The following is an 11,760-nucleotide window of genomic DNA, read 5'->3' on the forward strand; positions in this document are numbered from 1 at the left end:
TAGTTTAAGTATTATATCAAAAAAGTATCAATTATTCAATTAAATACAATTTACTAATAAATTATTTTTACTTATAAAATATGCTTTAAAAAACAAAATACTTAATATAACATTGATTTTTGATTAATTTTACTTATACTTAATATATAAAACAGTTAGGAGAAATATATATGTTAAATATTGGAGCACACATGTCCATAGCAAAAGGCTATGAGGCAGCGGGAAAAGACGCACTCTCAATCGGAGCAAATACATTTCAGTTTTTTACACGTAATCCAAGAGGCGGAAAAGCAAAGGATTTAAGTGAGAAAGATATAGACAGACTGAGAAAAATAATGGAAGAAAATAACTTTTCGGATATACTTGCTCATGCACCATATACTCTTAATATGGCATCGGCAAAAAAAGACACAAGAGAATTCGCCAAAGAATTATTCAGAAAAGATCTTGATATAATGAACCAAATCCCCTCACATTTATATAACTTTCATCCCGGAAGTCATACTACCGATTCTATTGAAGAAGGTATATCAAGAATACAGGAAACATTGAATGAATGTATAAAAGAAGATGACGACACCTTCATTCTTTTGGAGACAATGTCCGGTAAGGGAAGTGAAATAGGAAAAACATTTGAAGAACTCAGAGAAATTTTAGACAGGGTAAAGTTAAAAGATAAAATGGGAGTATGCATTGATACATGCCATGTTTTCTGTGCGGGATACGATATAGTAAATGATTTGGACGGAGTCCTTACAAAATTCGATAAAGTAATTGGACTTGATAAATTAAAAGCTGTTCATTTAAATGATACAATGAACGATTTTAACACAAATAAAGACAGACATGCAAAAATAGGAGAAGGATTTTTAAAGACAGAACCTCTTATCAATTTTATAAACCACCCCGCAATAAAAGATTTACCGATTTTTCTTGAAACACCAAACGAGCTGGAAGGATATAAAAAAGAAATAAAGCTGCTTAGAGAAAATTATAAATATTAGAGGATAAAATGGATAAAACAAAACTTAGGAATGATATTTTGAAAATACTTAATAATATTGATATAAATATCAAAAATAACAAAGATAATAAAATTTACGATAAATTGATTTCAAACAAAGATATAAAACACGCAAAAAATATCATGTGCTTCGTAAGTTTCAAAGACGAAGTTAATACTCATAAATTTATCAAACATTTATTAAAAAATGACATAAACGTTTATATTCCAATCATAGACAGTAAAAATAAAGTAATGAATATCTCTAAGCTTAACTCTTTTGATGAACTTGAAACAGGTTTTTATAATATCTTAGAACCTAAAAAAGAATATATAAGGATTTGCAGCCCGGAAATATTGGATGTGATAATCACGCCGGGAGTTGTCTTCGATAAAGATAATTACAGAGTCGGTTACGGAGGAGGTTTTTATGATAAATTTTTTTCTATTAAAAATCTCAAAGCCAAAAAAATCGGAGTTTGTTATAAAGAACAGATTATGGATAAAGTTCCGAGAGAAGATTATGATATTCCCGTGGATTATATAATTCATGATTAGCAAGTAAGCATTTTAAACCAATAAACAAAAAACTCTGAAGTATATATACTTCAGAGTTTTTTATCATAAGTTTATTTTATGTATCTTCTTTTTTTGCAAAAAATTACTGTTATACCCATTGCTACTATACTACAAACAGCTAACAGACTCCAAATAATTACATTATTGTTATCTGATGTATCAGGAGAATTAGGTTTAGATATATTCGTATCATTTGATGTTGAATTATTTTCATTACTTGAATTTCCGGTTGAATTATAATTTGGATCTACAGCACCGCAGACAGCACATTTACCATTTTTATAATCATGTGCTTTTTTAGCAATCACTTTTCCTTTTTCTATTGTTTGATTGCATATTTCACAAACCTTATCTCCGGTATAACCTTCAGATGTACAAGTTGCTTTCTTTGCACCTTTTGTTACAAGTTTATGAGCATGTGTTAAAATTTCACTGCCGGAATCAACTTTTGAACCATTTACAACTACATCTCCTAAGCCCTCATTCTTTACTGTAATACCGTTATCCAATTCGGATAAATCAATATCACCGGATAAAATTACTATTGTATCACCTTCATCAGCATTTTTAGCAGCTTCTTTAATCTTATCTTTTCCTAATACCCATACTTCCGTTCCCTCGGATGAAGTAAATTTAGCAAAAGATGTACCATCAGGTACGAATTCACCTGGATCGGCAGAATGAATACCACCTGTTACATTAAGGACAGAAGATTTATCAACGCCATCTCCAATAGTTCCTAGAACTTTAGATGATGTAAATGTACCTCCTTTAACATTGATGATACCTGCGGAATCTGCATTTCCGCTTGATACAAATGCTATCTGATCCGCATTTACGATAGCCGTTGAATTTTCAGGGAAAGTTATACTTCCAACCTTACCCTCACTATTTACCTGAGCAACAACTCCATACTTACCTTCAAAATTACCGCCATTAATTACCGTTTCACCATATGTTTTTATCGCACCCGCACTATCGCAAGTAAAATTACCGCCGTTAATGACAGTTTTTACTCCGCCTGCTGTACTTATAGCAGCATTATAACTCCCGCACCCGCACATGAAAAATTACCGCCTTCGATTGTCATTTTATTACCTACATTATTTATGGCAACAAAATATCCGTTTCCGGTATAAGAAATACCTCCGGTTTTATCAGCAGAACTGTCTTTTATAGTCAAATTCGCATAATTTGCAACAGGAATAGACGTTCCCTCAATAGTTTTACCGTTTAAATCCAAAACAATGAGCGGATCCGCTTCCCCTCCAAACTGCTTACCGAAACTAACTGTTTTACTATTAGCCAAAGAAATATTCTTTAGTAATTTTACAGTATAAGAACCGTCTTCATTTGCTTTAATCGTTGCTGCATCTTCCCCCCATGCTGATATAATATCATCATTGGTAGTTTCACTTGTAATCCATAAACTATTAGCATCTGTTACTGTATCTCCACTAGCAAAAGCAGTAGCAGGAAATATTGTTATAAACATAAATGCACTTATAAGAATGGATAACATTTTTCTTTTCATATTATATCCTCCAAAATTATTGTAACATTTTGACACTTTTCCAATTAATATAATATTATATAAATAAACAAATAACTATTCTAAATTTATTTTAAAACCATTATAATTAACCTTAAAGCATATATTTTGTAACATGAAGTTATATTACATTTACAGTAAAAGTTTGTTGTGGTTTAAATAATAATATATTATATTATGTCAAAATAATGATATTATTAATTATATCATACTTGTTTCAAAATGTATACAAAAATATACAAGATTTATATAATTATCACATTTTAATATACTACTATATGCTACCAATCACAAATCAAAAAGATATTATAGCTAAATTTATATACCTATTTTTAATAACTCAACAAACTGCTTTGCAGTCCTTGCACTTCTTCCGTTGTTTCTTATGGCAAAAGCTTCTGCCTTTATATATAAGTCTTTTTCATCGATTTCCACTTCATATTGCTTTGCGAGATTTTTTACGATATTTAAATATTCATCTTATATTTTCCATAACTATTAGAACATTTTGACACTTTTCCAATTAATATAATATTATATAAATCAACACAAAAATAATTCTAAATTTACTTTAAAAGTCAGTGTATTTAACCTGAACGAATAACATTTTTACAAAAATAATAATAAAAAAAGCGATTTTATCGCCTTTTTTCTAAAGTTAAATATATATTATTCATTTTTCTTTTTAACATATATAATAACCGAACCGATACCTATTATACAAACGACCAAAAGACCTACATACAAATACATATTGGAATTATCCGAAGTATTCGGAGTTTCGGGTTTTGATTTTTCATTATCTTTTACTTCTAATTTGGGAATAGACTTCGTAAATTTTTCCCCGCATCTTTTGCATTTTGCTTCTTCGAGACCTTCCTTATTCTTAGTAGGATCTTTGATTATTTCATAATTATCTAAATCATGACCTAAGGCATCAGTATACTTATCTACATAAGTATCATTACATCTCGTACAGGTATAAGTTGTATATCCTTTTTCGGTACAGGTTGGAAGAGTAACGATTTCTTTATATTCATGTCCGAGTTCAGCTACATAATCTTTTTTTATATCTGCATTACAGCCATTACAATGATACTCTGTATATCCCTGTTCCATACAGGTTGGGTCAATAGTATCTCCCTTAACAAGATCTGCATGATTATCGGCATTTACGGCAACGTAATTATCTTTTATATCATTTCAGCAGTCATTACAGTGATAATTTGTATATCCCTGTGCTACACAAGTTGGAGCTATAGTATCTCCCTTAACGAGATCTGTATGATTATCGGCATTTACGGCTACGTAATCATCTTTTATATCATTTCCGCAGTCATTACAGTGATAATTTGTATATCCCTGTGCTACACAAGTTGGAGCTATAGTATCTCCATTAACAAGATTAACATGATTATTTGCATTTATTTCTCCGTATTCATCGCTGCATATTTTGCACTCTGCTTTTTTTAAGCACGTAGCTGTACCGCTTTATGATTAGTACAATTAATGGTTCCGTTATTGGTAAAGAGAGAACCTGCAACCAAATCAGTATCTCCGTTATTATTAAAAACTCTGTTATTGATTAAAGTTCCTTTATCGGTTAAAGTTCCGTTATTGGTTAGAATTCCATTATTGATAAGGCTGGTTCCCGAAGGGATTTCCAGCTTATTGGTACTTTCTATTTCAAAAGTATTTCCGTTTTTTATCTCATATGTCCCATAAACTGTTCCTTTAGAGTTAGTGACCTTACCATCACTATTTACATCATAACAATTTAAGTTGATATTAGCGTCATTGTATATAATCGAATTTGTAATAATTTTGTTGCCGGAAATTCGATTTGCATACAAAACTGCATTCTCAATATTTATGTTCGTAGCACATAAACCAAAAGATAAATGTGTGTTTGAACCACTTACAACGACCTGTACTCCTGTAATATTAACAGTACCGCCTCTTCCATTGTAAAATGAACGACCTATACCTGCTCCCGTATCACCGCCGGCAGCTTTACTACCACCAACAGCATAAACATATCCGCTTTCAATATTTATGGTACCACAACTGTCTTCATCAGCACGTGCACCGATTGCAGCACTCCCGCCATTATAATAAGAACCTCCGGTAGCATAAAGCTTTCCGTCTCCTTTTATTGTAAGTACAGCACCCTCGGGAACATGGATCCCGCAGCCTATACCATCGATAGTAGCGGCAAGCCTATTTACCCCTTTAATGATTAATGTTAAATTTGACCCAGGCTTAATATCTATACAAGTGCCTCCCGATATGCTGACATCCGTCAATGTTATAGTTGCGTTAACATTCTCAGCCACGGAAATACTTCCCGGGGATCCAGTAAACTCATAGGATCCGTCAGTAGTAATCGGGCTTGCCGAAAATATATAGTTAGGCATAAAAAACAATGAAATCAAACAACAGAATATAAATCCCAATATTTTTCTTTTACACATAAAAACCTCTTAATTCTTTTCCCATACAAAAACAAAAACTGGTTACTTTACCTTTATATTAGATATTATAGCATAAATATTCAACTGTGCAATTATTTTACCACAATACTCAAATGCTCATTTAAATAAAAAAATGACCTAGAACAGGTCATTTTTTGTCTTATTTCTACTTTATTTCATCCAATATCTCGTCTATATATCTCTTAACTATTTCTTCTTTGGGAGAAGCCGTCATATTCTTTTTATTCATTCCCGTTGTAACATGAAGCACTTCGTATATATCATCTTCGAAAAGTCCGCTTTGCTCTTTAAATTCACTTAAAGTTAAATCCTGCAGGAATTTATCCTCATTCACGCATTTGCCAACAAGGTTACCGACTATAAAATGAGCATCTCTGAAGGGACATCCTTTTTTAACGAGGTATTCCGCAACGTCCGTAGCATTCATAAAACTATTTACACAGGCTTCTTTTAAAACATCTTCGTTTACAGTAATAGTCGATATCATTCCCGTAAATATACTTATACATTGTTTTACGGTATTTACACTGTCGAATGTAGCTTCCTTATCTTCCTGCATATCTTTATTGTAAGCAAGAGGTATACCTTTCATAACGGTAAGCATTGCCATCAAATTTCCGTAAACCCTACCGGTCTTACCCCTGATAAGTTCCGCAACATCGGGATTTTTCTTTTGAGGCATCATAGACGAACCAGTGGAATATTTATCGGAAACCACAATGAATTTGAATTCATCACTTGCCCAGTAAATGATTTCTTCGCTGAAACGAGATAAATGCATCATTATTATGGCTAAATCATTTAAAAGCTCTATTACATAATCTCTATCTGAAACCGTATCGAGAGAATTTAGAGTTATATTATCAAAATCAAGAAGCTCGGCTACATAGTCCCTGTCTATATCAAATGTAGAGCAGGCAAGGGCTCCCGCACCGAGAGGCATAACGTTTGTTCTTTTATATGTATCTTTAAGTCTATCTACATCTCTTCTAAACATCTCAGAGTAAGCACATAAATGATGTGCAAAAGTGACCGTCTGTGCTCTTTGCATATGAGTATATCCGGGCATTATGGTTTTCGTATTATCCTTCGCAATTTCAAGTAGTGTGTATAAAAGATTTTTAATAAGTGAGATGACTTCTTTGATTTCCGCTTTAACATACATCTTCATATCCAGCGCGACCTGATCGTTCCTGCTTCTGCATGTATGTATCCTCTTTGCACTGTCCCCTATCCTGTCGGTCAATATACTTTCGACTGCCATATGGATATCTTCATATTCTTCATCAAAAGTTACTTTTCCCTCATCAATATCTTTCATCAAATCATTTAATGATTTAACAAGTTTTTCTTCATCATCCTTGGAAATGATATTTTGCTTAGAAAGCATTTTTACATGTGCTATACTCCCTAAAATATCATATTTATATAAAACCTTATCAAAGTGAAGAGAATTATTAAAAATATCCACTTCCTTTGCATTTTGTTCGGAAAATCTTCCTGCCCACATCTTCATAATAAATTACTCCTATATCTTAAACATTTATTCTACGTCTTATACAATACCATATTATCCATTTTGTGACAATATTTTAATCCTCTAAAAAGATTATAAAATCCCAATTAAACTAATTAAAAGCCTCAAAATTGATTTTACATTTTATTTATATATCGGAAATCAAACAGTGCAAAATTGCTATATTAAATCTAATGTAGCATTATTTAAAATTTATCAAAAAACTTCTTTAAAATATAATATATGATTTTTTATATATTATTTTAAATTCTGTTATAAATTGTTATTTATAAACGATGTCTTAAATTATCAGAAAACTTACTTTTTATAAAAGTTAGTAAAAATTATTTTTATTTTATATCCAATTTTAATTTAATATTTATAATCAATCATTCATATTAAATAAAAATGTAATGATAACTATAAAGCCTCTACCTTTCCGAAGAAGATCAACGCTTCCGCATTATTTTTCTTAAAGTATTTACAAGCAATCAATTCGCCTTTTTTTAAACTTTCATCATAGCAAGAATCTTTAAGAAGAGAAAATATATAAATATTTTCTTTTAATATATAATCATATGACCTTACCCACATCTTTTCCACGTAACCCTCCTTATAGGGAATAACGATCTCCACATCATCGGGGTAAGCCCTGCTTCTTAAATTGTCTATCTCTATTCTGTCTCTGACCTTTTCAATATGTGCTTCACCGTAGTGTTTATCTGTATGCTTTCTGATTATTTCAAGGCTTGGGATTTCCTCTTGGATTATTTCTATGTCAAAATCTTCTATTAAATCGTATCCGGCAACGGATATTTTTTCTTTTAAATACTTTTCATGAACTTCATTTTCAGTATTGCCAAGTAGCCTTAGTGTAACACCTCTATTATTATCCACATACATATATCCTATAAAAGGTTCTTTGACATCTTCTTCACCCATTTTTGAAAGCACGTTTCCCGAATTTGAAACCTCTACAAATTTCTTTTCGTAATCTCTGAAATGATGATCTCTTAATTTCATTTTTTCCCTTTCTTTTTGACTTTTTACCAATATTAATTTCCAAGTAATTTTATAATAACGATGTTGATTAAACATTGGTTACCTTTATTTATCAATTCTTAATACCAGTTCAAATAATAATGAATATTTTAATCTTATCCCATATATAATATTAAAATATTTATTATTTCCCTTTATATCAATAATCAATACCAACCGAATAAGCTCTTTTTGGTATCTAATTTTTCTATTCTACATATATCTTCGTCACTTAACTCAAAATCAAATATATCAATATTTTCTTTTAGTCTTTCTTTATTAGACGATTTAGGTATTACAACAATACCCCTTTCCACAAAATACCGAAGACTTACCTGAGCGGCGGTTTTTCCATATTTGGTTCCTATTGATAATAACACTTCATTTTGAAATATATTATTTTTCCCCGCAGCAAAAGGACTCCATGCATTCATTAAAGTGCCATGTTCTTTCATTACTTCCCAAAGCTCTTTTTGCTGATGAAATATATGTGTTTCAACTTGATTGACAGAAGGGATTATATCACATTTATCTATAAAACTTAAATACTCATCTATATTGAAATTAGATATCCCTATACTTCTTATTATCCCCTCATTATAAGCTTCTTCCAAAGCTCCGTACATATCAAGTGCTTCTCTGTATGGCTCATGGATAAGCATTAAATCTATATAATCCGTCCTTAAATTATTTAAAGACTCCTTTATACCTTCCTTTGCCAGCTTATAACTTCTGCTTGGAGAAAACAATTTCGTGGTTATAAATAAATCCTCTCTTTTAATACCTAAATTCTCTTTTGAACTTTTTATCGCATCGGCAAGTATATGTTCATTATTATACATCTGTGCGGTATCAATCAAAGTGTAGCCAATATTTATCGCTTCTTCTATTGCCTCACGGCCTTTAATACCCAATAACTGATATATACCAAGCCCCAGTATCGGCATTTTGACGCCATTATTTAAAGTTACTTCATTCATTTTATTTCCTTTTATAAAATATTTCTCTATATTTAACGATTATACTATAAAACCTCTTAAATCCCAATATATAAAAACACTCCCCATTGTAGAGGAGTGCGAGAAAAATAGAAAGATAAAAATTATTTTTAACTACTTTTTATTTATCTTCAGTATTTTGTTTCATAAAAGCTCTAATTTTTAGAGGAAGTCCATAAAGTTTGATAAAGCCTGCCGCGTCATTATGATCATATAATTCACCGGTATCGAATGAAGCGATTTCTTCATTGTATACGGAGTATGGACTTTCAATACCTTTTGTGATTTTATTTCCTTTATATAATCTAAGTGAAACTTTACCTGTAACTGTTTCCTGAGTCTTATCTACAAAAGCATCAAGCGCTTCTCTTAACGGAGAGAACCACATTCCCGAATACACAAGGTCGGCATATTTGACTGCAACAGTTCTTTTATATGCTTGAGTTTCTCTGTCTAAACAAAGCTGTTCAAGTTCATTGTGTGCATAATATAAAATACTTCCTCCCGGAGTTTCATAAATACCTCTGGATTTCATACCTACGACCCTGTTTTCGACCATATCAATAACACCTATTCCGTGTTTACCGCCGATTTCATTTAGTTTTGTAAGAAGCATTACACCATCCATTTTTTCACCGTTCAAGCTTACAGGTATACCTTTTTCAAATTCGATTGAAATTTCTTCGGCTTCGTCGGGAGCGTCTTCGACATATGTAGTCATTTGAAGAAGATTTCTGTAGTCAGGCATATTTGCAGGGTCTTCAAGTTCAAGTCCCTCATGAGATAAATGCCAGATATTCATATCTCTTGAATAACTTTCTTCCGCTGACATATTAAGTTTTATATCATGTTGTATACAGTAATCAAGCGCATCTTGTCTTGATTTTATATCCCAAAGTCTCCAAGGTGCGATTATCTTGATATCGGGAGCAAGCGCCATAATAGTAAGCTCGAAACGAACTTGGTCGTTACCTTTACCCGTAGCACCATGACAAATACAATTTGCACCAAGTTCCCTTGCTTTATCTACCAAAATCTTAGATATTAATGGTCTTGCAATGGAAGTACCGAGTAAATATTTGTTTTCATATTTACCCCCTGATTTTAGCATTGGGAATATGTAGTCATTAACAAGTTCTTCAGTAGCATCTATAATATCTATACTGTCTGCACCATACTCTATAGCTCTTTTTTCCAAATCAGGCTTTTCATTATCATCGACCTGTCCTACATCTACGCACACTGCATGTACTTCGCAGTCGTAATTATTTTTAAGCCAAGGAACTATTGTAGATGTATCAAGTCCCCCGGAATAAGCTAAAACTATTTTATCTTTCATTATATATATACCTCCAAAATAAATCTCTGATTTAAAATACTGACTAATTATACATAAAAATGTATAATTAGTCAACACCTAATTTATATATTTTACTATTTTATCAGTATTTATTTAAGTTTTTAAATCACATTGATTTTATATAATTATAAATTACCATATTTTAATAATTATTAATAGTCTTTTATGTTGATATTTTTACTATTTAATCATATAATATATATGACCTTAAAAGGACTGCTGTTATTTTGAACCTACACTTTTATACAGGGATACCGAGTCTTTATGTGGATGTCACGCCTCTATAAGTGGACGGCAGAAGCGGTAAGCAGGTAACCCACCTATCTTTTTAGATAGGATCAAAATTCTAGCACCTTTAAGGTCTTTTTTATTTTAAACAAATTTAAAAATAAAATAACTTACTTATTTTATAATAATGTTATTTTACATTTTACTTCTTTTATTATATTATTTAGTTAAAATGATTAATTAAATAAGATTTTATTATTAATATTATTTATGTTTTAATTTCTATCATCATAAAATCAATAAATATTTATAATTAATATAGTTTTAATATAGTCTTTATTTGACATTTAACAATTTAAACACTAGAATTTTATTATAGCTGAATTTACTATAATAAAATCAATACAAAATCAAACAACAGACAAAAAATAAATGGAGTTTTATAAATGGGATTTATCTTACTTATACCTTTTTTCCTCTTTCGTTTCGGTCTTTTATCTATATTAAATAAAGAAGCGGTAAAACGTGCAGCTTACTTTGCACCGCTACTTAACAAAGAAAAAACCGCTTATTATATATATCAAATTTCAAATATATTTATAATCATATATTTATTTTTTCTTAAAATAAAAACTTCTCCCACTTGGCTTTTCTTTATTGATCTATTTATTTACATCTTCGGTGCTTTCCTCCTTATGATATCTATAATAAATTTTTCGTATCCTTCCAAAAAGGGAATAAATAAAAATGGTATATATAAAATTTCAAGAAATCCTATGTACTTGTCATACTTTATATTTTTCTTCGGATGTGTTTTAATTACGCAATCATTATTGCTTCTTGCCTTTGTAATATTATTTATAATAACGTCGCATGTAATAATTATCAGCGAAGAAAGATGGTGTATAAATGAATTCGGTAAAGAATATCTTGATTATATGAAAAAAGTCAGACGTTATATTTGATATTTAAAGTTACATTTTTAAAA

General features: G+C 30.7%; 11 protein-coding genes, 1 other RNA gene and 1 pseudogene. 4 read left to right on the forward strand and 9 right to left on the reverse strand.

All coding sequences use genetic code 11. From position 1 onward, the window contains the following. Nucleotides 1-170: 170 nt before the first annotated feature. Both ANASTE_RS04890 and ANASTE_RS04895 read left to right on the forward strand, forming a co-directional pair. On the forward strand, nt 171-1,004 hold the full coding sequence (locus ANASTE_RS04890) for a deoxyribonuclease IV (protein ID WP_007049861.1): 834 nt from the start codon (nt 171-173) through the stop codon (nt 1,002-1,004). Nucleotides 1,005-1,012: 8 nt separating this feature from the next. Next, nucleotides 1,013-1,561, forward strand: a complete 549-nt coding sequence (locus ANASTE_RS04895) for a 5-formyltetrahydrofolate cyclo-ligase (protein WP_007049862.1) — start codon at nt 1,013-1,015, stop codon at nt 1,559-1,561. 71 nt (nt 1,562-1,632) lie between these two features. On the opposite strand, the gene ANASTE_RS04900 is transcribed toward ANASTE_RS04895, so the two are convergent. The 9 genes and pseudogenes from ANASTE_RS04900 to ANASTE_RS04935 all read right to left on the reverse strand — a co-directional run bounded on the left by ANASTE_RS04900 (nt 1,633) and on the right by ANASTE_RS04935 (nt 10,523). Continuing rightward, nucleotides 1,633-2,646, reverse strand: a complete 1,014-nt coding sequence (locus ANASTE_RS04900) for a hypothetical protein (protein ID WP_007049863.1) — start codon at nt 2,644-2,646, stop codon at nt 1,633-1,635. Beyond that, entirely contained in the window at nt 2,613-3,116 is a 504-nt protein-coding gene (locus ANASTE_RS04905; RefSeq protein WP_007049864.1) for a hypothetical protein, read from the reverse strand. Before ANASTE_RS04905 ends, ANASTE_RS04900 begins: the two co-directional genes overlap by 34 nt. Nucleotides 3,117-3,452: 336 nt before the next feature. After that, nucleotides 3,453-3,602: pseudogene (locus ANASTE_RS11720) on the reverse strand (DUF815 domain-containing protein); the annotation flags it as partial. 201 nt (nt 3,603-3,803) lie between these two features. Further along, on the reverse strand, nt 3,804-4,253 hold the full coding sequence (locus tag ANASTE_RS04910) for an LPXTG cell wall anchor domain-containing protein (RefSeq protein WP_007049865.1): 450 nt from the start codon (nt 4,251-4,253) through the stop codon (nt 3,804-3,806). Between the two features lie 350 nt (nt 4,254-4,603). Next, nucleotides 4,604-5,608: a hypothetical protein gene (locus ANASTE_RS04915; protein WP_039945149.1), complete on the reverse strand. Its 1,005-nt coding sequence runs from the start codon at nt 5,606-5,608 to the stop codon at nt 4,604-4,606. 166 nt (nt 5,609-5,774) lie between these two features. Further along, complete coding sequence (gene argH / locus ANASTE_RS04920) at nt 5,775-7,145, reverse strand: argininosuccinate lyase (protein ID WP_007049868.1); 1,371 nt, start codon at nt 7,143-7,145, stop codon at nt 5,775-5,777. A 420-nt stretch (nt 7,146-7,565) separates the two neighbouring features. Continuing rightward, the gene (locus ANASTE_RS04925) at nt 7,566-8,168 is read right to left on the reverse strand and encodes a hypothetical protein (protein WP_148344964.1); all 603 of its coding nucleotides are present in this window, start codon (nt 8,166-8,168) and stop codon (nt 7,566-7,568) included. A gap of 185 nt (nt 8,169-8,353) precedes the next feature. Then, nucleotides 8,354-9,166: an aldo/keto reductase gene (locus ANASTE_RS04930; protein WP_007049870.1), complete on the reverse strand. Its 813-nt coding sequence runs from the start codon at nt 9,164-9,166 to the stop codon at nt 8,354-8,356. A gap of 139 nt (nt 9,167-9,305) precedes the next feature. Continuing rightward, nucleotides 9,306-10,523: an argininosuccinate synthase gene (locus tag ANASTE_RS04935; protein ID WP_007049871.1), complete on the reverse strand. Its 1,218-nt coding sequence runs from the start codon at nt 10,521-10,523 to the stop codon at nt 9,306-9,308. A 221-nt stretch (nt 10,524-10,744) separates the two neighbouring features. Between ANASTE_RS04935 and ssrS the strand changes: the two genes are divergently transcribed. Together ssrS and ANASTE_RS12385 are read left to right on the forward strand one after the other, a co-directional pair. Continuing rightward, nucleotides 10,745-10,911: non-coding RNA, 6S RNA (gene ssrS / locus ANASTE_RS11725), on the forward strand. A gap of 307 nt (nt 10,912-11,218) precedes the next feature. Continuing rightward, nucleotides 11,219-11,737 (forward strand): methyltransferase family protein, encoded by a 519-nt coding sequence (locus ANASTE_RS12385; RefSeq protein ID WP_007049872.1) that lies wholly within the window; start codon nt 11,219-11,221, stop codon nt 11,735-11,737. Nucleotides 11,738-11,760 lie beyond the last annotated feature (23 nt).

The organism is Anaerofustis stercorihominis DSM 17244 (genome assembly GCF_000154825.1).
Taxonomy (GTDB): domain Bacteria; phylum Bacillota; class Clostridia; order Eubacteriales; family Anaerofustaceae; genus Anaerofustis; species Anaerofustis stercorihominis.

Excerpts from the sequence above, each read along its gene's own strand:
- ANASTE_RS04925 (WP_148344964.1), bottom strand. The coding sequence starts at position 8,168 with ATGAAATTAAGAGATCATCATTTCAGAGATTACGAAAAGAAATTTGTA.
- ANASTE_RS04915 (WP_039945149.1), bottom strand. The coding sequence starts at position 5,608 with ATGTGTAAAAGAAAAATATTGGGATTTATATTCTGTTGTTTGATTTCA.
- ANASTE_RS04890 (WP_007049861.1), top strand. The coding sequence starts at position 171 with ATGTTAAATATTGGAGCACACATGTCCATAGCAAAAGGCTATGAGGCA.
- ANASTE_RS12385 (WP_007049872.1), top strand. The coding sequence starts at position 11,219 with ATGGGATTTATCTTACTTATACCTTTTTTCCTCTTTCGTTTCGGTCTT.
- argH (WP_007049868.1), bottom strand. The coding sequence starts at position 7,145 with ATGAAGATGTGGGCAGGAAGATTTTCCGAACAAAATGCAAAGGAAGTG.
- ANASTE_RS04900 (WP_007049863.1), bottom strand. The coding sequence starts at position 2,646 with ATGTGCGGGTGCGGGAGTTATAATGCTGCTATAAGTACAGCAGGCGGA.
- ANASTE_RS04935 (WP_007049871.1), bottom strand. The coding sequence starts at position 10,523 with ATGAAAGATAAAATAGTTTTAGCTTATTCCGGGGGACTTGATACATCT.
- ANASTE_RS04905 (WP_007049864.1), bottom strand. The coding sequence starts at position 3,116 with ATGAAAAGAAAAATGTTATCCATTCTTATAAGTGCATTTATGTTTATA.
- ANASTE_RS04930 (WP_007049870.1), bottom strand. The coding sequence starts at position 9,166 with ATGAATGAAGTAACTTTAAATAATGGCGTCAAAATGCCGATACTGGGG.
- ANASTE_RS04910 (WP_007049865.1), bottom strand. The coding sequence starts at position 4,253 with ATGGAACAGGGATATACAGAGTATCATTGTAATGGCTGTAATGCAGAT.
- ANASTE_RS04895 (WP_007049862.1), top strand. The coding sequence starts at position 1,013 with ATGGATAAAACAAAACTTAGGAATGATATTTTGAAAATACTTAATAAT.